Consider the following 21,609-nt stretch of genomic DNA (forward strand, 5'->3'; position numbering starts at 1 on the left):
CATCATGCGATGTCGGAGCGTGCGCGGCGGTCATTCCCGGCGCTGATCCTGCTGCTCGCGGGCGCCGCGCTCGGCGGCTGCAGCGGCGGCGATTTCGGCCGCACCCGTGACAGCTTCCGTAACGACGACATGCATCGCTGGCTCGGCGGTGAGGCGACCGGCAGCGTCGGCATGAAGGCCTCGCAATTCCAGCTCACCGAGCAGGAGCGGCAACTGCGCGATCTCGCCTACCAGTTCATCGAGCCGCCGCTGTCGCGGCCGGCCTGGAAGAGCGTGTTCGGCGACTACCAGAAGCTGCCGTCGCCATGGCGGCAGAACGTGGTGTTCGACCGCACCGCCTATGGCCGCAATCTGATCGACGAGCCGCATCGCTCGTTCGCCTCGCGCTATTCGCTGCTGATCGACGACGTCCGCGACGACATCACCCGCTTCGAGCCGTTCTTCGCGATCGCAGCCCAGGTGATCGAGCTCGACCGCAAGCGCAACGCAGCCATCGGCGTGATCGCCAACGTTTCGCCGCGCGAGCGGGCCGACGCGGTGGCGCGGATGGAAGAGAACGCGCTGATCGTGCAGTGGGTGCAGCAGAGCCTGGAGCGGCGGGTCTCGTCCTATCGCTGGGCGCTGGAGCGGCTGGTGATCCAGGCGCCCGACGGCATGGCCGCCGACGCCGACCGCCAGATCAACGAGCTCGCCCGGCTTACCGCAAATCCGCCCGTCGTCATTTCGCCGGTCGCGCCGGTCGCCGGTGGTGCGGTGGTGTCGAAGGGCTGACCTCGCCACCGCGCCAACCCGCTAGCGCTTGCGCGCGGGAGGCGGCGGAGCCGCAGGAGCGGGCGGAGGCGGCGCCTCCTGCTTGGCCGCGACCGGCTCGCTCTGCACCTTGCAGGTCGCCGCGGCCAGCGAGGCCTGCGCCTGCGGCATCAGGCCGGGCTCCGCGGCCAGCGCCTTCAACAGGATCAGCCCGGTCGTCGTCGGTGAATCGATGATCAGCCGGTCGGCCGCGGTGACTTCCTCGTCCTCCGGCAGGTCGTTGTGCTGCGCCTCCGTCATCAAATCGAGCTCGATCACCTTCTTGCCGGCGGAGCGGTCGTTGATCGCGTAATAGGCGACCTCGTTGCGGGTGTAGAACGACACTGACGTATAGGCCTGGCTCACCGGCACCGTCAGCTTGATCGGGCCGCTCCCGAGATCGTAGCGGCAGATCGCCATCGCGAACGCCGGATCCATCAGCGGCAGCGGCGAGTTGCTGGGATCGGCGAGCGGCAGCGGCGTCACGCTGTTGAGCTTGGTCATCGGCGTCAGCCGCGAATAGGCGTCCTGCGATGCGATCCGCGGCAGCGCCAGCACGCTGACGAGATGCACCACGCCGCCAAGCAGCACGCCCGCCACGATCGTGAGCAGGATCCGGATCATGGGCAGCCCGTCGTGGCGATGGAAGGCATCGGCGCGTCGCGCTGCGTCCGCGTCGCGACCCCGACCGGCGTATCGTAGAGGCGGAGCATCAGCGCGTAGCGCTCGATGCCGCCGGTCGGCAGCCAGTTGCCGGCACGCGAGCGCGAGGCGATGTGGATCTCGAAAGTGCCGTCGGAGGCGCGAATGATCTCCTGGCTGGTGAAGCCGTAGCGCTGCAGCGCGTTGGCGACCAGGCGGCCCTTGCGATCGAACAGCGTCAGCGTCCAGAACCGCGCCGCCGGCGTCACGCCGCTGACCACGACGTCGCAGCGGCCGTCGAGCGGCTTGTTCTTGTCGTCGGCGATTGCCGAGAACGAGATGCCGTCGCCGGTGCCGATCGGCAGCTCGCCGGTGCGGGCGATGGTGGCGCGCGAATAGGGGTCGACATCGGAGGTGCCGATCCGCGGCCGCGCGGTCCAGGCGCCGATCTTCAGGGTGCCGAGATCGGTGCCGCGCGTCGCGGTCGCGTAGGTCAGGCCGAGGCCGACGGCGGCGGCGATCACAAGCGCAAGCAAGGTGGTGAGGAGCAGCCGCACGTCAGTTCTTGCGTGGCACGGATGCTGTCGTGCCGTCCGGCCCGGCCGCGGCGACGTAGTTCTCGGGGAACGCCAGCGCGCTCGAGGATTCCGGCTTGCCGGTCTTCGACGGTTCGTTGAGCGTGGTCTTGCCGGCGGGCGCGGTGGTCTTGGCGGCGTCGTCGAGCAGCTTCTCGACCCGCACCAGGATATCGGCGCCCTTCTTCGTCAGCACCGGCGGCGTGCCCGGCTTGGTCTCCAGCACCTTCGGCGACGCATTGGCCTCGGCGTTGGCCTGTGCGCCCTTCGGCAGCTTCTGGCCCATGCCGACGCCCGCGAGCTCGCGCACTTCGACGCCCTGATGCGCGGCGAGCATGATGTCGTGCCAAGTCTGCGCCGGCAGCGATCCGCCGGTCATGCGGTTGGTCGGCGAATAGTCGTCATTGCCGTACCACACCGCGCAGGTGAAGTTGCCGGTGTAGCCGACGAACCAGGCATCGCGATAGGCGTTGGTGGTGCCGGTCTTGCCCGCGGTTGGAATGCCGTCGAGCGCGGCGCGGCGCGCGGTGCCTTCGCTCACCACGTGGCTCATCATGCCCGCCATGTCGGCGGCGATATTCGGTGGGATCGCCTGGCGCGGCTTCGGCCCGTCGCGGTCCCAGCGCCAGACCGGGTCGCCGGCGCCGGTGCGCACCTCGAGCACCGCATGCGGCGTCACCGCCTTGCCGCGGTTCGGGAAGGTCGCATAGGCCACGGCGTGCTCGAGCACGGTGACCTCGTCGGAGCCGATCGGCATCGACGGCGTATCGGGCAGCGGCGCGGTGAGGCCGAAGCGTCGCGCCACCTCGACGATCTTGGCGCGGCCGAGCTTGGCCGGGTTGCTCGATTTCGGCTGCTCCTTCTGGCCGATCGCGATCGACAGCTTGACCGGGATGACGTTGATCGAATTGGTGATCGCCTGCGTCAGCGTGATCAGGCCGGAATAGGAGTGGCCATAGTTCTGCGGGCACCAATTGCCGATGCAGACCGGACCGTCGACGATCTTGGAGTTCGGCGTGAAGCCGTTCAGCAAAGCCGTGGTGTAGACATAGGGCTTGAACGACGAGCCGGGCTGGCGATAGGCGTCGACGGCGCGGTTGAACTGGCTCGCACCATAATCGCGGCCGCCGACCATGGCGCGGATGCCGCCGTCGAGATCGGACACCACGGTCGCCGCCTGGGTCGCGTGATAATCGCGCCCGAACTGGCGGAGCTGGTTCTCGATGGTCTCCTCGGCCGCGTGCTGCACGTTCATGTCGATCGCGGTGCGCACCACGAAGACGCGCTCGGTATAGGATTTCGGAAAGGTGTCGACCAGCTTGCGCATCTCGTCGAAGGCGTAGTCGAGATAGTAGTTCGGCGAGTTCTCGTCGCGCCGGTCGACCGCGACCGCGGGATTGCGGCGGGCGCCGAACACCTGGCCCTCGGTCATGAAGCCGGCATCGACGAGGTTGTCGAGCACGACGTTGGCGCGAGCGCGTGCCGCCGGCAGGTTGATGTGCGGGGCGTACTTGGTCGGCGCCTTGAACAGGCCGGCGAGCATCGCGGCTTCCGCGAGGTTCACGTCGCGCACCGACTTGTTGAAGTAGAAATGCGCCGCGCCGTCGACGCCGAAGGTGCCGCCGCCCATATAGGCGCGGTCGAGATAGAGTTTCAGGATCTCGTTCTTGGTGAGCCGGGTCTCCAGCCAGATCGCGAGGAAGGCTTCCTTGACCTTGCGCTCGATGGTGCGCTCGTTGTTCAGGAACAGGTTCTTGGCGAGCTGCTGGGTGATCGACGAACCGCCCTGGCGGACGCCGCCGGCCTGCGCGTTGGTGACCAGCGCGCGCGCCAGGCCCGGGATATCGATGCCGAAATGGTCGTAGAAGCGGCGGTCTTCGGTCGCCAGCGTCGCCTTGATCAGATTGTCCGGAAAGTCTTCCAGCGGAATCGAGTCATTGTGCTTGATGCCGCGGCTGCCGATCGGATTGCCGTAGCGGTCGAGGAAGGTCACCGCGAGATCTGACTTCTTCAGCCAGTCCTCGTCGGCGGTCTCGCGGAAGGCGGGGATCGCGAGCGTCAGCAGCAGGATCATGCCGCCGAGCCCGATGGTCGCGGCCTCCGACAGCGGCTCGATGAACACCCAGCGCTTCCAGCGGCCGACATAGAAGCGGTCCATGAAGGTCGAGTAGCGCTCCCAGAGCTCGCGCAGGCCGCGGCCGGAATTAAACAGCGCCGAGTCGAAGCGCGCATCCAGATCCAGCCGGAAATTGTTGAGCCGCTGTTTCCAGTTGTTTGGCACGGTCCTAGGCGACCTCAGTTAAATGGAGCGCCAGGGGCGCCCCGCGGGGCACTCAGACGCGCGTCTTGCTTCGATGTTGCGGCAAACCCAAGGCGCTTTTGCGTCGTTGGGGACTCGGGCGCTGTTCTATCCGAGCAGCTGTCACAAACCAATGGCGCGGCTGGTGAATTTAATGAAAGGCCTAACGCTGCCCACGCACTTTTGCAGCCCCGCAAAATCACCCCCTTGCGCGGCCCAGAACCGCGCCCCAAGAAGAGCGATATCGGCCGTTTTAGGGAATCATGACCACAGCGCCCAAACGCCCGTCGGATCAGGCGGGATTCTTCTGGAAAACCAAGACGTTGGAAGAGATGTCCACCGCCGAATGGGAGAGCCTGTGCGACGGCTGCGCGCGCTGCTGCCTGGAGAAGCTCGAGGACGAGGACACCGGCAAGATCTACTTCACTCATATCTCCTGCAAGCTGCTCGATTCCGGCCTGTGCGCCTGCAAGGACTACCCCAACCGCTCCGACAAGGTTCCGGATTGCGTGCGCCTGACGCCCGAGAACGTCCGCACCCTGAACTGGCTGCCGCCGAGCTGCGGCTACCGCCTGGTCGCCGAGGGGCGCGACCTCTATTGGTGGCATCCCCTGATCTCCGGCGATCCCAACACCGTTCATGAGGCCGGGGTCTCGGTGCGTGGCCGGGTCGAGGGCACCGAGCTCGACGTCAACGATGCCGATCTCGAGGATCACATCGTGCGCTGGCCAGGGCTGCTGCCGAAGCAGGCACGCTTGAAGAAGCGGCCCAAGGTTCTCGACAAGGCTCTCGTGAAGTCGCCGAAAGCGTGACGCCGTCACGCGCTTCAGGTTCACGTCAGCGCGAGGATGCCGAGGCGGGATGCACCCATGCGCTGAGGTGGCTGCCTCAGCATCGCGTTGCAGCATACATTGCAATTCGAGAATGATTCCATCGCGGGCAGGGGCCTGCGCAGCAGATTTACGCCAAAAATGAACAAGTATGAACGGCAGAGCCGTTTTCCTGCCGACCAAGAAACTTTGCCAGACGACATTGCCGAAGAGCTGTCTCGCCTTCCGAGCGAAGTGATCGAACTCAACGACGCGCCGCCGCTGGCGCCGCCGACCGCTCTCAGCCACGACGAAGTCCGCACCATCGTGATCAGCCTGATGCTGACGATGTTTCTGGCGGCACTCGACCAGACCATCGTCGCAACCGCGCTGCCGACCATCGGCCGCCAGTTCCACGACGTCACCAATCTCTCCTGGGTCATCACCGCGTACCTGCTGGCGTCCACCGCCGTGGCGCCGGTGTTCGGCACCTTGAGCGACATCTATGGCCGCCGCGCCATGATCATCACTTCGCTCAGCCTGTTCGTGGTCGGCTCGGTGCTGTGCGCGGTCGCGCCCAGCATGACCATGCTGATCCTGGCCCGCGGCCTGCAAGGGCTCGGCGGCGGCGGCATCATGCCCGTGGTGCAGACCGTGATCTCCGACGTGGTGTCCCCGCGTGAGCGGGGCCGGTACCAGGCCTATTTCTCTTCGGTCTGGATGGCCGGCGGCATTCTGGGACCGGTGGTCGGCGGCGTGTTCGCCGAACACCTGCACTGGTCGATGATCTTCTGGATCAACCTGCCGCTGGCGGCTGCCGCGCTGGCGCTGTTGCTGCCGAAGATGAAGAAGATCCCGGTGTTCCACCGCAAGCGCGAGGTCGATTGGTTCGGCGGCATCCTGCTGATGGCCTCGGCCGTCGTGTTCATGCTGGTGCTGACCTGGGGCGGTACCCGTTTCTCCTGGCTGTCGCCGACGATCACGGCGATGCTCGGCGGCTCGATCGCACTCGCCGGCGCTTTCGTCTGGCATGCGCGCCGCGCCGACGAACCCTTCCTGGCGCTGTCGCTGCTGAGCGGCTCGGTCGTGCCGTTTGCGATGGGCGCGGGTGGCTGCGCGCTCGGCGCCATGGTCGGTCTCACCGTGCACCTGCCGCTTTATTACGAGGTGGTCTATCATCTGACCGCGAGCGAAGCCGGCCTCGCGCTGATCCCGCTCGCCGCGATCTCGACCTTTGGTGCCGCGATCGCCGGCCGGACCATGGCGAAGGCCAAGCACTACAAGCGCGTCGCGATCGTCGGCACCTCGGTGGCCGCGGTCGGCGCCGTCGTGATGGCGGTGACCACCTTGCCGCTGTGGGGATTGCTGGTCGTGATGAGCGTGTTCGCGCTCGGCCTCGGCACCACGTTCCCGGTCAGCGTGGTGTCGCTGCAAAATTCCGTGGCGCGCCCACAGGTCGGCACCGTCACCGGCGCGATGAACTTCTTCCGCGCGCTGATGGCGTCCTTCACCGTCGCCGCCTTCGCAGCGATCCTGCTGATGACGCTCGGTCCGGACGTTTCGCTCGCCGGCGAGCATCATGCGGCGGGCGCCGGTGTGGTGAGCTCGATCCCGATCGCCGACATGATCACCGCCTTCCGCTACGTATTCGGCGCTGCCGCCGTGCTGCTGACCACGGCCGCGATCTGCATGATCACGATGGAAGAACGCCCGCTCGCCGGCCCCGCCACGCGGCCGGCGGTGGAGATGGCGGAGTAGGGGCGAGCGCTCCTCATCATCGCACCTGTCGCCCTGGCGAATGCCAGGACCCATTACCACCGAATGTGATTGTGAACGGGACTGCGGCTCCAGCGTCGTGCACGAACAGGCCGTTGGGATAATGGGTCCTGGCTTTCGCCAGGACGACGGTGAGGATAGTTTTCGCTTCATCAACCACCACCGCGATGTCGTCCTCCGCGCATGCGGGGGACCCAGTATTCCAGAGGCAGTCGTGCTTGAGCCGATGGGCCGCGGCGTACTGGGTCGCCCGATTAAATCGGGCGATGACAGGTGTGGATGAGGATACAGCTTCGCCATCTCGCGACATGTTTTGCCCGAGCTTTGCTTATCGTTTCGCCGCTCTGCGATCAGAGGGCGCAGGGAAAGCCGGGTGCCGATTGCACCCATGGGCCCGGTGCAACAAAAAGCACCGGGGGTAGGACCACAGGTGTAACCGGAAACAACCCGGCTTTCCCTGCGCGATGGGTTACGGCTTATACGTGCTCGCCCCGGCGAGACTGGGCTTTTGTGTCACCGTCATCCCGGCGATGCGTGAGCATCACAGGGAATCAACACCTGCCACTAGGGCGTCAGGCCTGCACGATTTCGCCGTCCGCCTCGCGCGCGCTACGTCTTCGCGCGCTCGGCGTCCACCGCATCTCACACCGCACTCATGACGACCGCGAAGCGCCCCTCGATCGGGTGAGACGCCGACATTAAACAGCTGAGTTGGGGTCTACGTCAAGAAATATTTCCGAAAAAACGAAGATGTCTCTCCACCGTCATTCCGGGGCTCGCGTCAGCGAGAGCCCGGAATCCATTTCGCCACGGACTATGCGGCCTGATGGATTCCGGGCTCACGCCAAGAGGCGCGCCCCGGAATGACGGGGAGAGCGACGGGGCACGCTGCCTAGTTCTTGCTCAGCCCCCGACCACTACTTTAGTTGCCGTCGGCGCATGGCGATCTGCATGCAGTTTCGCTTGCTGCACATTTTGTCGCGGCTATAGTCGCGGCCCAAGAAGAGGCCGAATAGGGCCCAAGAGAGCTCGAAGCAGCCGAAAACGAGGAGAGAAACAGAGTGAAGAGATCAACTGGACTGCCCTTTCATGCGATGCAGCAACTCGCCGGAGCGGTCGCGCTCGGCCTGGTGGCGGCGGCTCCGGGTGGCGCGCTTGCGGCTGATACCCTGAAGATCGGCGTGATCGCGGAGGCGCAGGCGATTGCCGGCGCGTCGATCCCGCAGGCAGCCCAGATGGCCGCCGACGAGATCAACGCCAAGGGCGGCATCGACGGCCGCAAGATCGAGATTGTCTCCTACGACAATCACTCGTCCTCGGCGGATTCGGTGCGCGCGTTCCAGCGCGCGGTGAACGAGGACAAGGTCAACATCGTCATCGCGAGCTACATCAGCGAAGTGGTGCTGGCGCTCGAGCCCTGGGCCTCGCGCCTGAAGACGCCGTTCGTGACGCCGGGCGCCGCCTCCAACGAGATCAGCAAGAGCGTCCACGCCGATTACGACAAGAACAAGTACACCTTCCACGGCTACCTGACCTCGGCCGCGCTGGCGCTCTCGGTCTGCGATGCCGCCAAGGACCTCCTGGTCGACGGCAAGCACATGAAGACCGCGGTCATCATGAGCGAGGACGCCGCCTGGACCAAGCCGCTCGACGTCGGCTACGAGGAGTGCCTGCCCAAGATCGGCCTCAAGGTCGTCGATCACATCCGCTTCTCGCCAGACACCACCGACTTCACGCCGATCTTCAACAAGATCGAGGCGGCGAAGCCCGACGTCATCATCACCGGCATCTCGCATGTCGGCGTGCAGCCGACGGTGCAGTGGAAGAACCAGCAGGTGCCGATCCCGATGTTCGGCATCTCCTCGCAGGCGACCAACGAGACCTTCGGCAAGGACACCAACGACGCCGCCGAGGGCGTGCTGTACCAGGGCGTCTCGGGCCCGAACGTCGCGGTGACGCCGAAATCGGTGCCGTTCGCCGAAGACTTCAAGAAGCGCTACGGCAACTATCCGTCTTACGCGGGCTATACCTCCTACGACGAGGTCTATTACATCGCCGATGCTGTGAAGCGCGCCGGCTCCGTCGACGCCGACAAGATGGTCGATGCGCTGGAGAAAACCGATTGGGAAGGCACCATCGGCAAGATCCAGTTCTACGGCAAGGACGATCCGTTCACTCACTCGATCAAATACGGCAAGGGCCTGATCACCGGGCTGATGCTGCAGTGGCAGGGCGGCAAGCAGGTCGCGGTGTGGCCGAAAGAGGTCGCCAAGAGCGAGCTCAAGTTCCCGAGCTTCATCAAGGTCACCTCGAATTGACCGATAAAGACGCTCCCGGACGCTGTCCGGGAGCGTTTTTCTGTCGTCACGCGTCCTCCACAACAGGCAGCCCTGCTGCCGCGGCCAATCTGAGATGCTTGCGTTACAAATCCTGATCGATGGCTTCGCCATCAGTGCGCTCTACGCGCTCGGCGCCACCGGCTTCACCCTGATCTTCGGTGTTTCCGGCGTGCTCAATCTCTCCCACGGTGCCATCATGGTGGCCGCGGCGGTCGCGGCCTGGGCCGCGGCCAGCGTGCTTCACCTCGACATCTATTCCGGCGCGCTGCTCGGCGTCGCCGTGGCGCTGGTGATGGCGTTCGCGACCTATTTCGCGGTCGTGAAGCCGATCCAGAACTCCCGCCGGATCCCCAATGAGGAGAAGGAGATCTTCGTCCTCACCGGCACGCTGCTGTGGGGGATCATGATCCAGGAGCTGATCGCCTATTTCTTCACCAACAACGCCAAGACCGTGCTGCCGATCGTCGAGGGCGTGGTCGACATCTTCGGCAACCGCACGCCGCGCAACAACATCTTCACCGCGCTGGTCTGCTGCCTCGTGATCGGCCTGCTGTGGCTCCTGGTGAATCGCACCCGCACCGGCAAGGCGGTGCTGGCGGCCTCGATGAACCCGCGCGGCGTCACGCTGCTCGGGCTCGAACTGACCCAGATCTACATCGTGGTGTGGGGTATCTACGGCATCCTGGCCGGCATCGCCGGCGTGCTGCTCGGCATGTTCCTCGGGGTCAGCTCCTACAGCGTCGGGCCGCTGACCGCGAGCGCGTTCTCGATCGTGGTGTTAGGTGGCCTCGGCAGCGTCTCCGGCTCGCTGATCGCGGCGTTCGTCGTCGGCTATCTCGAGACCCTGACAGCCTATCTGGTGTCGCCGGCCTATCGCACCATTCCGGCGCTGCTGCTGCTGGTCGTCGTGATGTATATCCGGCCCCAGGGCCTCTTGGGGAGGCGCTGAGATGGGCAACTTCTTCACCTCGCGCCTGTTCTTCATTTCGCTCGCCTGCGTCGTCGTGGCCGCGACGCTGCCGCTCTACGTCTCCGGCTATGTGCTCGGGCTCCTCACCGTCGCGTTCTATTTCGGCGTGTTCGCGATGGCCTGGGACCTCTTGTTCGGCTTCGCCGGCGAGGTCAATTTCGGGCCGACCTTCCTGATCGGCGTCGGCGCCTATACCGCCGGCATTCTCAACGCCCAGTTCGGCTGGTCGGTCTATCTCTGCATCCTGCTCGGCGCGCTCGCCTCCGTGGTCGCAGGCTTCGTGCTGGCGCTGCCGGCGCTGCGGGTGAGGGGACCGTATTTCGGCCTGACCACGCTGGTCGCGGTCTTGATGCTGCAGAATTTCGTGGTCGTGTTCGCCGATCTCACCGGCGGCGAGATCGGGCTGACGATCCCTGACGTCATCACCATCAATGCCGGCGCCAATTACTGGATCGCGCTCGGCTTCATGACCATCAGCGCGGCGATCCTCTACGGGCTGTCGCAATCGCCGGTCGGCCTCGTGCTGCAGGCGAGCGGGCAGGATCCGGTGCAGGCCGGCGCGCTCGGCTTCAACATCGTCAAGCACAAGCTCGCTGCTTTCATCGTCAGCGCGTTCTTCTCGGGGCTGTCGGGGGCGCTGTTGGTGTTCTACTTCGGCACCGCTTCGGTCGGCACCGTCGTCGACGTCGCGGTCGGCGTCAACGTGATCGTGTCAGCCGTGCTCGGCGGCCGTCGCACCGTGCTGGGGGCGGCGTTAGGGGCGATCTTCCTGATCGTCGCCGGCGAGTTCTTGCGGCCGACCGGCGAGCTGGCGACCTTCATCGTCTCGGCGGTGGCGCTGCTCGTCGTGCTGTTCTTCCCCGGCGGTTTCCTCGGCGCGGCCTTGTCACGCGAGGCGCGCTCGTAATGGATCAGACTGTGACCACTGCAACGCTTTCCGTTCGCGGACTGACCAAGAGATTCGGCGGCCTGACGGCCGTCAAGAACCTGTCGTTCGAGGTCCATCCCGGCGAGATCCTGGGCCTGATCGGGCCGAACGGCTCCGGCAAGTCGACCGCGATGAAGAGCGTGATGGGGATCGAGCGCCCGACCGCGGGCGAGGTGATCTTCGCGGGCGAGAACATCGCAGGGCTCCCGGCGCACAAGATCGCGCGCAAGGGCTTTGGCATGGTGTTCCAGCACTCGCGGCCGCTGAACCGGCAGACTGTGCTGGAGAACATCATGGTCGCGCTGCTGCCGGACAGCCTGTTCATGCTGTTTCCCGACAAGGCGCTGACCGAGCGCGCCAAGTGGATCGCCGAGCGCGTCGGCCTGGGGGCGGTGATGGACCGCCGCCCGCCGACGCTGCCGTTCGCCGACCTGCGCCGGCTGGAATTGGCCAAAGCGATCGCGCGTGACCCGAAGGTGGTGCTGGTCGACGAGCCCTTCGCCGGGCTGACCAGCGCCGAGGTCGGCACGTTCTCGGCGCTGATCCGCACCTTCCGCGACGAGGGGCGCGCGGTGATGCTGGTCGACCACAACGTCAAGAGCGTCGCGGCGCTGGTCGACCGCGTGCTCGCGATGTATCTCGGTGAGGAGATCACGACCGGCCGCGCCGAGGACGTGATGAAGAACGAGACCGTGCGGCGGGTCTATCTCGGCGGCGCGATCGAAACCCATGCGCGGCCGGAAACCTCGTTCAAGGACAAGGTGCCGCTGCTGCAGGTCGAGAATGTCAGCGTGCATTACGGCAAGGCGCAGGCGCTGGAGAACGTCTCGATCCATGTCCATGAGGGCGAGTTCGTCTCGGTCGTCGGGCTGAACGGCGCCGGCAAGACCACGCTGTTCAACACCATCTCGGGTTTTCTGCCGTACACCGGCGACATCATCCGCGGCGGCGAGAAACTGCGCGGCATCGGGCCGGCGAAGATCGCGCGCTCGGGCCTCGTGCAGTGCCCGGAATCACGCGAGCTATTCGGCGAGATGTCGGTACGGGAGAATCTCGACCTCGGCGGCCAGCACCTCGATGACGCCGCGCGGGCAAAACAGCTCGCCTGGCTGTTCGAGCTGTTCCCGATCCTGAAAGAGCGCCAGGGCCAGATGGCGCAGACGCTGTCCGGTGGCGAGCAGCAGATGCTGGCGATCGGCCGCGCGCTGATGATGCAGCCGCAAATCCTGATCCTGGACGAGCCGACGCTGGGCCTTGCGCCCGTCATCCTCGAACTGCTGTCGAAGGCGCTGGAGCGGCTGCGCCAGACCACCAAGATCACGGTGCTGCTCGGCGAGCAGAACGTGACGTTCGCGCTACCCCATGCCGACCGCGTCTACGTGCTGGAGCACGCCAAGATCGTGTGGGAAGGCGATCCGGGCCGGTTCGCGGCGGAGGCCGGCAAGGACTTCCTGTAGGTTTTGAGTGTCGACAATAACAAAGCAAAGAAAGGGAGATTGATGATGTCACGATATTCAATGGCCACCCTGTTGCCGCTGGCGTCCGCGCTCGCGCTGTGCCTCGCAGCACCCGCTTATGCGCAGTCCAAGGACCCGATCAAGATCGGCGTAATCGCCGAGGTGCAGTCGATCGCGGGCGCGGCCACGCCGGGCGGCGCGCAGATCGCCGCCGACGAGATCAATGCCAAGGGCGGCGTGATGGGCCGCAAGATCGAGATCGTCACCTACGACAACAAGTCGTCGTCGGCGGATTCTGTGCGCGCCTTCCAGCGCGCGGTCAGCGAGGACAAGGTCTCCGCGGTGATCGCGAGCTACATCAGCGAGGTGGTGCTGGCGCTGGAGCCGTGGGCCTCGCGGCTGAAGATGCCGCTGATCACGCCGGGCGCGGCCTCGAACGAGATCACCAAGGCTATTCACGCCGACTACGAGAAGAACAAGTACACCTTCCACGGCTACCTGACCTCGGCGGCGCAGGCGCAGATCGTCTGCGACGCCGCCAAGGATCTGCTGGTCGACCAGCTCAAGTTCAAGTCGGCGGCGATCATGAGCGAGGACGCGGCCTGGACCAAGCCGCTCGACATCGGCTACGAGGCCTGCCTGCCGAAGGCCGGGCTGAAGGTGGTCGAGCACATCCGTTTCTCGCCCGACACCACCGACTTCACGCCGATCTTCAACAAGATGGAGAGCGCCAAGCCCGACGTGATCGTCACCGGCATCTCCCATGTCGGCGTGCAGCCGACGGTGCAGTGGAAGAACCAGCAGGTGCCGATCCCGATGTTCGGCATCTCCGCGCAGGCGCTGAGCCCGTCGTTCTGGGGCGACACCAACGGCGCCGCCGAGGGCGTGCCCTCGCTCGCGGTAGCGACGCCGAATGTCGCGGTGACCCCGAAGACCAAGCCGTTCGCCGCGGCCTTCAAGGCCAAGTTCAACGTCGAGCCGGCCTATACCGGCTACACCGCTTATGACGAGGTCTACATCATCGCGGAGGCGATCCAGCGCGCCGGCTCGACCGATCCGGACAAGATGGTCACCGAGCTCGAGAAGACCAACTTCGAGGGCACGATCGGCAAGATCGCGTTCTACGGCAAGGACGACGAGTTCACCCACGGCATCAAGTCGGGCCCGGGTTTCGTCACCGGCCTCGTGTTCCAGTGGCAGAACGGCAAGCAGGTCACGGTCTGGCCGAAGGCGATCGCGGAAGGCAAGCTGAAGTTTCCGGATTTCGTGAAGCTGTCGCAGTAACGGCGCAAGTCATTTCGGACGGCGAGGGGCGGTCGCGCGGTGGCCGCCCCTTTGCTATTTGCGCGTCTTGGGCGCGGCCTGGATCGTCGGCGCGGCCGCGGCGAGCAGCGCGGCGCGATCGCCGTTGCGCGGCGGATAGATGCGCTCGCGGTTGATGGTCTGCTTGGTGGCCTTGGCGGCCGCGCCCGTGGTGTGGACCGCGCGGTCCCAGCCGGTGGTGTAGAGCGCGCCCCAGGCGCCGAGATCGAGCACGGTGACGTACCAGTCGATGGTGAGCGGCAACAGCTCTTCGCCGAACAGGTCCGCAACCACATTGTGGCCGGCGAAGCGGCCCATCGGCCGCGCGAACTGGCAGGACATCACGCTCGGATGCGTGCCGTCGATCAGACAGGTGGCGACGTCGCCGGCGGCGAACACGCCTGTGAGGCCCTCGACGCGCATGAAGTGATCGACGGCGAGCCGGCCGAGCCCGTCGCGAACTGCCGGCAGCGTCGCGGCGAGCGGGCTGGCCCGCATGCCCGCGCACCAGACCACGGTCTCGGTCGCAATGATCTCGCCGGTATCGAGCGTGATGCCGGCGGCGCCAATCGCGCTGACCTTGACGTTCAGCCGGGTCTCGACGCCAAGCGCAGCGAGTGCCTCGTTGATGACCGGACGCCCACGCGCGCCAAAGGTCGCACCGACCATGGGATTGGGATCGACCAGGACGATGCGGCGCGGGCCGGTGACGCCGGCGTGGGCGAGCTTGTCCGGCATCTCGGTCGCGACCTCGATCCCGGTGAAGCCGGCGCCGACCACGACCACGGTCGCGCGCGCCTCGGACGGCGGCTGCTTGCCGAGTGCCGCAAGATGCGCGTCGAGCTTGACCGCGGCTTGATAGGTGTCGACGTCGAAACCATGCGCGGCCAGGCCCGGGATTGCAGGGCGGACCAGTTCGCTGCCCGTCGTCAGCACCAGCCGGTCATAGGCGAGGACCTCGGTGCCGGAGCCTTGCCTGACCGTGACCTGCCGCGTCGCCGGATCGATCGCCGCGACCTCGGCCACCCTGTGCCTGACGCCGACCGGATCGAGCAGGCCGGCCAGCGGCAGCGCGACGTCGCCGAGCTCGACCTCGTAATTGCGCACCCGGATGTTGTGATAGGCGTTGCGGTCGACCACCAGAATCTCGGTGTCATCAGCCCGTGCGCCGATCGCGTCACGCTTGCGCGCCGCGCCGAGCGCGGCCCACAGCCCGGCAAAGCCGGCACCCAGCACCAGTATGCGCGCCATCTCTCTCCTCGCGACGGTTCAGGTCCCCGGCCGCGACACCTCGGTCTCCTTGCTGGTGATGAACTCCAGCAGCACCGGGATGCCTTCCTGCGTCTTCTGGATGCCGCGCTTGATGGCGGGGATGATGTCTTCCGGCTTGGTCACCCGCTCGCCATAGCCGCCGAAGGCGCGCGCCATCGCGGCGTAGTCGCCGGAGATGTCGGTCGAGCGGTATTTCTCGGTCGAGATCGGCATCACCTTCAATTCGATCGCCATCGAGAAATTGTTGAGCAGGATCGACATGATCGGGATCCGCTCGCGCACCGCGGTTTCGAAATCCATGCCCGTGAAGCCGATCGCGGCATCGCCCCAGACATTGATGCAGAGCTTGTCCGGCTTGGCGAGCTTGGCGCCCATCGCGAGGCCCAGGCCGTAGCCGAGCTGCGTGGTCTTGCCCCAGCCGATATAGGACAGCGGCTCGACCGCCTTCCAGAACGGCGAGAGCTGGTCGCGCGGGCTGCCGGCATCATGGGTGATGATGGTATTCTTGATGTCGACGGTGTGCTGCAGGTCCCACAGCACGCGGTAGGGATTGAGCGGCGCATCGTTATGCGTCAGCTTCGGCATCCACTTCGCGAGCCACTCCTTGTGGCTTGCCGCGATCTCCTCGGCGACCGCGCTCGCATTGCGATCCGAGGTCACGGTCTTGCCGATCTCCTCGAGCAGCGCGTCGAGCACCAGGCCGGCGTCGCCGACCAGAGCGATCTTGGCCTCGACATCCTTGTTGATGTGGTTCGGATCGAGCGTCGAATGGATGATGGTCTTGCCCTTCGGCATCGCGATGCCGAACGAGGTCTCGGTGAAGGAGCAGCCGATGCCGAGGATCACATCGGCCTCAGTGAGAAATTTCGGCACCGCGCGCGGCACCGCGAGGCCGCCGGAGCCGAGCGACAGCGGATGCGTCTCGGGGAAGGACGATTTGCCGCCGAGGCTCGTGGTGACGGGAATCGCGAGCCGCTCGGCGAGCCGCTTCAGTTGCGGCCAGGCTTTGGCGTAGTGCACGCCCTGGCCGGCATAGATCACCGGACGCTTGGCATTGACGAGCAGTGCGGCCGCTTCCTTCACATGCAAGGGGTCGGCGCCGTAGCGGGTGCGCAGCACCGGCGTGTAGTTGAGGGGCTCGGCGACTTCCTCATTCCACATGTCGGCGGGGATCTCGACGATGACCGGTCCGCCGCGGCCGTTCTTCAGTTTTGTGAACGCCCGCCGGAAGATGTTGCAGACCTCGGCCGCGATGTTGATCGGCTCGGACGATTTCGAGAATGCCTTCATGGCCTGGCTGGAATTGAAGTTCGGGTCGATGTTGGCGAGCCGGCGCGCATAGCCCATCGGCAGCACCAGCACGGGCACGGATTCGCCGTAGCACTGCGCGACGCCGCCCATCGCGTTCTCGGCGCCGGGGCCATGCTGCATGCAGAAGGCGCCGATGCTGCGTCCCGAGGTGACCCGGGAAATCGCGTCCGCCATGTGCACGCCGATGCGCTCCTGGCGCACCATCACGGGGCGGATGTCGGCATTCGCGGCGTATTCGATCAGATGGTTGACCGGATAGCCGCAGAGGATCTCGATGCCCTCGCGCTTCATGATTTCCGCGATCGCGGTGCCGAGCTTCATGCCGGTCTCTCCCTTTTGGATGCGGCCGGTTGCTCCGGCCTCGTTGTCGTCCTGTCCGATAAAGGAACAGGATTTTTGCGGCCGGTAAAGCGCGCCTGCGGCCGGATCAGGTAGTCCTGATATGCGTTTGCGGGCAATACGGGCGCTGCGCCCGGCCGCCGGGCGGAAATGACGCAGGCAGGCATGTCGGTGAAAACCCGGATCGCCCTTAAGCGATCGTTCATCCTGTCCATCAACGCGCCGTCAACCAATGGAACCTAGTTTTGCTGGCATATTGCCACGGCGCGGAAGAAACTCCGCGGACGTCGACAGGAGCTTTTCATGCGTGGGTTGCTGGCAAGATTTCTGCGCAATCAGGACGCGGCGACGTCCATCGAGTATGCGGTTGTCGCGGCCGGAATCAGCATCGTGATCGTTACCGTCGTCGCCGGTATCGGCACCAACCTCAGCGGCCGCTTCGTGTCCTACAGCACGGCGCTGAAATAGGGGCTAGTCCTCGTCTTCCCCATTCAACGCGCGCAACATCGCGATGCGCGCGAACATCAGCCAGCCGCCGCCGCGTTCCGCCGCATTGATCAGGTGCTCGACCGCGACCTGCCAGCGCGTCTCGGCTTGCGCATCTTCGGGCAGTTTCATGATGTAGTCGGCCGCCTGTTGCAGCGTCACGAGCGCCCCGCCGCGGCCCAGCGCGATCGGCTCGTCGAAGGGCGTCGACCAGGGCATCTCAGGCGCGGCGGATCTGGATCATCATGGTCCGCCGCGGGCTGCCCGCTCAGCCCGCCTTCTTGCGCGAAGCGGTGCCTTGCGCGCGGGCCGGCTTCTCGGCCTTCTTCGGCTCAGGCTTCGCGACTTCCTTGGGCTCGCGCTTGCCGCTGCCCGAGATCGGCAGCAGCATCTCACGCTGGCCCTCGACGCGCTTCTTCGGTTTCTTGGCCTTTGCCTTGCCTTCGGCCTTGGCGGGCGCGGCCTGCTTCTCGTTGGCGAGGCTCTTCTTCAGCGCGTCCATCAGGTTGATGACGTTGCCGCTCGTCTTCGCCGCGGGCTTCTCGACTTTGATGCCGTTTCGCTTCTGATTGATCAGGTCGATCAGCGCCTGCTCGTAGCGGTCCTCGAACTCCTCGGGCTCGAACTCGGCCGACTTCTGCTCGACGATGTGCTTGGCGAGATCCAGCATGTCCTTGGTGATCTTCACGTCCTGGATGTCGTCGAAATATTCCTTCTCGCTGCGCACCTCGTAGGGGTAGCGCAGCAGCGTGCCCATCAGCCCGTTGTCGAGCGGCTCGAGCGCGATGATGTGCTCGCGATTGGTCAGCACCACGCGGCCGATCGCGACCTTGTTCAGGCTGCGGATGGTCTCGCGGATCACCGCGAAGGCGTCATGGCCGACCTTGCCGTCGGGCACGAGATAATAGGGGCGGATCAGATAGCGGCTGTCGATCTCGGACCGCGGCACGAATTCGTCGATCTCGATGGTGCGGGTCGATTCCAGCGCGATATCGTCGAGCTCGTCCTTGGTGACCTCGATGTAGGTGTCGGTGTCGACCTTGTAGCCCTTCATGATGTCGTCGGACGACACTTCCTCGCCGGTCTCCGCATCGACCTTGGCGTATTTGATGCGATGGCCGGTCTTGCGGTTGATCTGGTTGAAGGAGACCTTTTCGGTATCCGACGTCGCCGGGTAGAGGGCAACCGGGCAGGTCACGAGCGAAAGGCGCAAAAAGCCTTTCCAGTTGGCGCGGGGGGCCATGGGATACTCCGAGGACGCAACGACGGAACACTCAAGGATAACACGGGAAGGCGCATTTTAGACATTGCGCGCCTGCGAAATCTGGCAACGGCGTTAACCGTGGTTACCCGCTGCGTCGGTTTGTCGCCGTGACCAAGGCCTGCATTCGGGCTCGGAACATCGCTCGGCATCATGCGTTGGCTGTTCGAGGGGGCGGGCAATCGGCCCGGAATTACAGGCACTTACGCAGTGAGGTCCCCATGGCAATGGAACGACACGGTCAGATCATCGAAACCCCGACCGAAGCCCGCCAGGCCGAGCCGGGCCCTTCGGTCCTCGCGCTGCTTGCAGCCTCGACGGGGCTCGCGGTCCTGATCCTCGGCACCATCTGGTTTGTGTTTTTCAGGGTGTAGCGGTTGGCGCGCGCTTTTCGGGGACACTATTCGCGCGGCCGGGCGGCGAGGGGATCGGCAAGTCCCAGCCGCCTGGCCTCGTAGCCGGAGGTCCGGATCGACTGCCACCACGGCCTGTTGGCGAGATACCAGCGGACGGTCTTGTCGAGCCCGCTGTCGAAATTCTCTTGTGCGGCCCAGCCGAGCTCGCGCTCGAGCTTCGAGGCATCGATCGCGTAGCGGCGGTCATGGCCGGGGCGATCGGTCACGAACGAGATCAGCTGGCTGCGGTCGCCGTGATCTGACGGTTGCAGGCGGTCGAGCAGCGTGCAGAGATCCTTGACCACGTCGAGATTGGTTCGCTCGTTGCGGCCGCCGACATTATAGGTCTCGCCGACGCGCCCGTGTTCGAGGATCGTGTGCAGCGCGCGGGCATGATCCTCGACGTAGAGCCAGTCCCTGACATTGCCGCCGTCGCCATAGACCGGGAGCTGTTCCTCGGCGAGCGCCTTGATGATCATGTGGGGGATCAGCTTCTCGGGAAACTGATAGGGTCCGTAATTGTTCGAACAGTTCGAGACCAGGCACGGCAATTCGTAGGTTTCGCACCAGGCGCGGACCAGATGGTCGGATGCGGCCTTGCTGGCGGAATAGGGCGAGTTCGGCGCGTAGGGGCTTGCTTCCGTGAACGCGCCGCCGGGACCGAGCGAGCCGAACACCTCATCGGTGGAGACATGCAGCAGGCGGAAGGCACTGCGCGCCGACGGCGTTAACGTCCGGAAGTGGCGCAGCGCCTCCTGCAACAGCGTGAAGGTGCCGGTGATGTTGGTCCTGATGAACTCCTGCGGACCGTCGATCGAGCGGTCGACGTGGCTTTCGGCCGCAAGATGGATCACGCCGCGCGGCTGATACCTTGCAAACAGCGCGCGCAGCGCTTCGCCATCGCAGATGTCCGTTTTTGCCAGCGCATAGCGCGCGGAGTGTGCCACGGCCTGGGGGATCGAATCCAGGCTCGATGCGTAGGTCAGCTTGTCGATGTTGACGATCGCAACGCTGGTCGCGTCGAACAGGTGTCTGATCACAGCGGAACCGATGAAACCGGCGCCGCCTGTTACGAAGATCGTTGATCGGCTCTCACTCATCGTGGCTAGCGCTGCGACTTCGCAAAACTGTGATAGACCGAGAGCAGATATTCGCCATAGCTGCTCCGCGCCGAGCGCTGCGCCAGCGCGTGGAATTGGTCGAGCGTGATGTTTCCCATCCGCAGCGCGATCTCCTCGATGCAGGCGATCCGCAGGCCTTGCCGCTGTTCCAGGATCTGGACGAAATGGCTGGCCTCGACCAGTGACGAATGCGTTCCGGTGTCGAGCCAGGCGAAGCCGCGGTGGAACATCTCGACAAAGAGCTCGCCGCGTTCGAGATAGACGCGGTTGATATCGGTGATCTCGATCTCGCCCCGCGTCGACGGCTTGATCGACGCCGCGATGTCGAGGACCGCGTTGTCGTAGAAATAGAGCCCGGTCACCGCGACGTCGGATTTCGGATGCGCCGGCTTCTCCTCGATCGAGACTGGCCGCCCTTGCGCATTGAGCTCGACCACGCCGTAACTTTGTGGTGAGGACACCGTGTAGCCGAAGATCGTCGCGCCGCTCGGCCGGCTGCCGGCCCGCTTCAATTTGTCGCCAAGACCGTGACCGTAAAAGATGTTGTCGCCGAGCATCAGCGCGACATTGTCGTGGCCTACGAAGTCGCGCCCGACGATGAAGGCATCGGCCAGGCCGCGCGGCGTATCCTGTGCGGCGTAGGAGATCTTGAGTCCGATCTCGCTACCTTCGCCGAGCAGCCTCCGGAACAGGTGCTGATCGTCAGGCGTCGTGATGATCAGGATATCCTTGATGCCCGCGAGCATCAGCGTCGACAGCGGATAATAGATCATCGGCTTGTCGAATACCGGCAACAATTGCTTGGAGACGACCGTCGTCACGGGATAGAGCCGGGTCCCGGTCCCGCCCGCAAGAATGATCCCCTTCATCGCGCCTCGCCCGCAGGAATTGATTGCCCGGTCAACCTCTAGCACAGATTTGACCGCCGGTAGGGCGCCGCAGCACGCCCCTTGACGCCCCTTGGGTCGGAATTACCCCGTCTCGGCATGGGCTTGCACGTCGCAGCGAGAGCCCGGCGCGCTTCGCGGGCGCGTTTGAGACGACCGCGCAGCGGCACATCGCGATTCTCATTCAGCGCACGCCGGGAAAACTGTTGCGCGTAAGCATCCTGAAGTGTGGACGCGCTCACATTTGTTGGAAATGATCGCTGCTATGTTGCCGCGGAATTCAGCTCCCACCTCGCCGGTAACCACAATCAGTTAGGTTAAATTGCAGATCTCGTTGTGCGCGTTGCTTCACGTCGCTAGAACGGACTTTGATTTCAGGAGTCCGATCGGCGATTTGATGACCGGGCGGCTCGGACGGCTTGGACCATTTGCGTCATGAGATTATTGAATTTGATTGATAGGAAGTCCGAATCGTTGTCGAGCCTCGATATGTCCTCCCAGCCCGAGAAGATGTCGCTGTTGCTGCGCTTCAAGGAAAGGAGCCTTTCCGGAGCGTTCGTCGCACTGACGGTGCTGGCGATGGTGGGGTGGATCTATCTTCTGAGCTCGATGTTCGTGAAATTCGTTCTGTGGTTTTTTTCATAAGACGTA

Annotated in this window: 20 protein-coding genes; 11 read left to right on the top strand and 9 right to left on the bottom strand. The window is 65.0% G+C overall.

The window, feature by feature from the left end:
* The first annotated feature begins 9 nt into the window (after positions 1 to 9).
* A complete protein-coding gene (locus IC762_RS12560; RefSeq protein ID WP_195789102.1) occupies positions 10 to 771 on the top strand; it encodes a hypothetical protein in 762 nt (253 codons plus the stop codon).
* A 21-nt stretch (positions 772 to 792) separates the two neighbouring features.
* On the opposite strand, the gene IC762_RS12565 is transcribed toward IC762_RS12560, so the two are convergent.
* Genes IC762_RS12565 through IC762_RS12575 form a run of 3 tightly spaced genes read right to left on the bottom strand, consistent with a single transcriptional unit; the run spans position 793 to position 4,287 of the window.
* Positions 793 to 1,413: a DUF1254 domain-containing protein gene (locus IC762_RS12565; protein WP_195789103.1), complete on the bottom strand. Its 621-nt coding sequence runs from the start codon at positions 1,411 to 1,413 to the stop codon at positions 793 to 795.
* A complete protein-coding gene (locus IC762_RS12570) occupies positions 1,410 to 1,988 on the bottom strand; it encodes a DUF1214 domain-containing protein (protein WP_195789104.1) in 579 nt (192 codons plus the stop codon). The genes IC762_RS12565 and IC762_RS12570 overlap by 4 nt, the downstream gene beginning before the upstream one ends.
* 1 nt (position 1,989) lies before the next feature.
* Positions 1,990 to 4,287 carry a transglycosylase domain-containing protein gene (locus tag IC762_RS12575; protein ID WP_195789105.1) on the bottom strand — a complete coding sequence of 766 codons (2,298 nt, stop codon included), beginning with the start codon at positions 4,285 to 4,287 and terminating at the stop codon, positions 1,990 to 1,992.
* A gap of 281 nt (positions 4,288 to 4,568) precedes the next feature.
* Here IC762_RS12575 and IC762_RS12585 point away from each other — a divergent pair, with 281 nt between their 5' ends.
* From IC762_RS12585 to IC762_RS12615, 7 genes are all read left to right on the top strand, one after another.
* Positions 4,569 to 5,117: a YcgN family cysteine cluster protein gene (locus IC762_RS12585; RefSeq protein ID WP_195789107.1), complete on the top strand. Its 549-nt coding sequence runs from the start codon at positions 4,569 to 4,571 to the stop codon at positions 5,115 to 5,117.
* Positions 5,118 to 5,276: 159 nt separating this feature from the next.
* Entirely contained in the window at positions 5,277 to 6,872 is a 1,596-nt protein-coding gene (locus IC762_RS12590) for an MDR family MFS transporter (RefSeq protein WP_195789108.1), read from the top strand.
* A 1,112-nt stretch (positions 6,873 to 7,984) separates the two neighbouring features.
* The gene (locus IC762_RS12595; RefSeq protein WP_195790096.1) at positions 7,985 to 9,208 is read left to right on the top strand and encodes an ABC transporter substrate-binding protein; all 1,224 of its coding nucleotides are present in this window, start codon (positions 7,985 to 7,987) and stop codon (positions 9,206 to 9,208) included.
* 94 nt (positions 9,209 to 9,302) lie between these two features.
* Positions 9,303 to 10,178 carry a branched-chain amino acid ABC transporter permease gene (locus tag IC762_RS12600; RefSeq protein ID WP_195789109.1) on the top strand — a complete coding sequence of 292 codons (876 nt, stop codon included), beginning with the start codon at positions 9,303 to 9,305 and terminating at the stop codon, positions 10,176 to 10,178.
* A 1-nt stretch (position 10,179) separates the two neighbouring features.
* Positions 10,180 to 11,106: a branched-chain amino acid ABC transporter permease gene (locus IC762_RS12605; protein ID WP_195789110.1), complete on the top strand. Its 927-nt coding sequence runs from the start codon at positions 10,180 to 10,182 to the stop codon at positions 11,104 to 11,106.
* Positions 11,106 to 12,584: an ATP-binding cassette domain-containing protein gene (locus IC762_RS12610; RefSeq protein WP_195789111.1), complete on the top strand. Its 1,479-nt coding sequence runs from the start codon at positions 11,106 to 11,108 to the stop codon at positions 12,582 to 12,584. The genes IC762_RS12605 and IC762_RS12610 overlap by 1 nt, the downstream gene beginning before the upstream one ends.
* A 42-nt stretch (positions 12,585 to 12,626) precedes the next feature.
* On the top strand, positions 12,627 to 13,868 hold the full coding sequence (locus IC762_RS12615) for an ABC transporter substrate-binding protein (RefSeq protein ID WP_195789112.1): 1,242 nt from the start codon (positions 12,627 to 12,629) through the stop codon (positions 13,866 to 13,868).
* Positions 13,869 to 13,922: 54 nt separating this feature from the next.
* On the opposite strand, the gene IC762_RS12620 is transcribed toward IC762_RS12615, so the two are convergent.
* Together IC762_RS12620 and IC762_RS12625 are read right to left on the bottom strand one after the other, a co-directional pair.
* The gene (locus tag IC762_RS12620; RefSeq protein ID WP_195789113.1) at positions 13,923 to 15,137 is read right to left on the bottom strand and encodes an NAD(P)/FAD-dependent oxidoreductase; all 1,215 of its coding nucleotides are present in this window, start codon (positions 15,135 to 15,137) and stop codon (positions 13,923 to 13,925) included.
* Between the two features lie 18 nt (positions 15,138 to 15,155).
* Positions 15,156 to 16,790 carry a thiamine pyrophosphate-requiring protein gene (locus IC762_RS12625; RefSeq protein WP_195789114.1) on the bottom strand — a complete coding sequence of 545 codons (1,635 nt, stop codon included), beginning with the start codon at positions 16,788 to 16,790 and terminating at the stop codon, positions 15,156 to 15,158.
* A 321-nt stretch (positions 16,791 to 17,111) separates the two neighbouring features.
* Here IC762_RS12625 and IC762_RS12630 point away from each other — a divergent pair, with 321 nt between their 5' ends.
* The gene (locus IC762_RS12630; protein ID WP_195789115.1) at positions 17,112 to 17,276 is read left to right on the top strand and encodes a Flp family type IVb pilin; all 165 of its coding nucleotides are present in this window, start codon (positions 17,112 to 17,114) and stop codon (positions 17,274 to 17,276) included.
* A gap of 3 nt (positions 17,277 to 17,279) precedes the next feature.
* Here IC762_RS12630 and IC762_RS12635 read toward each other — a convergent pair whose 3' ends face one another.
* Together IC762_RS12635 and IC762_RS12640 are read right to left on the bottom strand one after the other, a co-directional pair.
* Positions 17,280 to 17,513, bottom strand: coding sequence for a hypothetical protein (locus tag IC762_RS12635; RefSeq protein WP_195789116.1), 234 nt, complete (start codon positions 17,511 to 17,513; stop codon positions 17,280 to 17,282).
* Between the two features lie 49 nt (positions 17,514 to 17,562).
* The gene (locus IC762_RS12640; protein ID WP_195789117.1) at positions 17,563 to 18,537 is read right to left on the bottom strand and encodes a Ku protein; all 975 of its coding nucleotides are present in this window, start codon (positions 18,535 to 18,537) and stop codon (positions 17,563 to 17,565) included.
* 239 nt (positions 18,538 to 18,776) lie between these two features.
* Here IC762_RS12640 and IC762_RS12645 point away from each other — a divergent pair, with 239 nt between their 5' ends.
* Entirely contained in the window at positions 18,777 to 18,929 is a 153-nt protein-coding gene (locus IC762_RS12645; RefSeq protein WP_195789118.1) for a hypothetical protein, read from the top strand.
* A gap of 26 nt (positions 18,930 to 18,955) precedes the next feature.
* Here the strand turns inward: IC762_RS12645 and rfbB are convergent, their stop codons facing one another.
* Together rfbB and rfbA are read right to left on the bottom strand one after the other, a co-directional pair.
* Positions 18,956 to 20,050 (bottom strand): dTDP-glucose 4,6-dehydratase, encoded by a 1,095-nt coding sequence (gene rfbB / locus IC762_RS12650; protein WP_195789119.1) that lies wholly within the window; start codon positions 20,048 to 20,050, stop codon positions 18,956 to 18,958.
* A gap of 5 nt (positions 20,051 to 20,055) precedes the next feature.
* Entirely contained in the window at positions 20,056 to 20,940 is an 885-nt protein-coding gene (rfbA, locus tag IC762_RS12655; RefSeq protein WP_195789120.1) for a glucose-1-phosphate thymidylyltransferase RfbA, read from the bottom strand.
* Between the two features lie 507 nt (positions 20,941 to 21,447).
* Here rfbA and IC762_RS12660 point away from each other — a divergent pair.
* Positions 21,448 to 21,603 carry a hypothetical protein gene (locus IC762_RS12660; RefSeq protein ID WP_195789121.1) on the top strand — a complete coding sequence of 52 codons (156 nt, stop codon included), beginning with the start codon at positions 21,448 to 21,450 and terminating at the stop codon, positions 21,601 to 21,603.
* The last annotated feature ends 6 nt before the right edge of the window (positions 21,604 to 21,609 follow it).

The organism is Bradyrhizobium genosp. L (assembly GCF_015624485.1).
Taxonomy (GTDB): domain Bacteria; phylum Pseudomonadota; class Alphaproteobacteria; order Rhizobiales; family Xanthobacteraceae; genus Bradyrhizobium.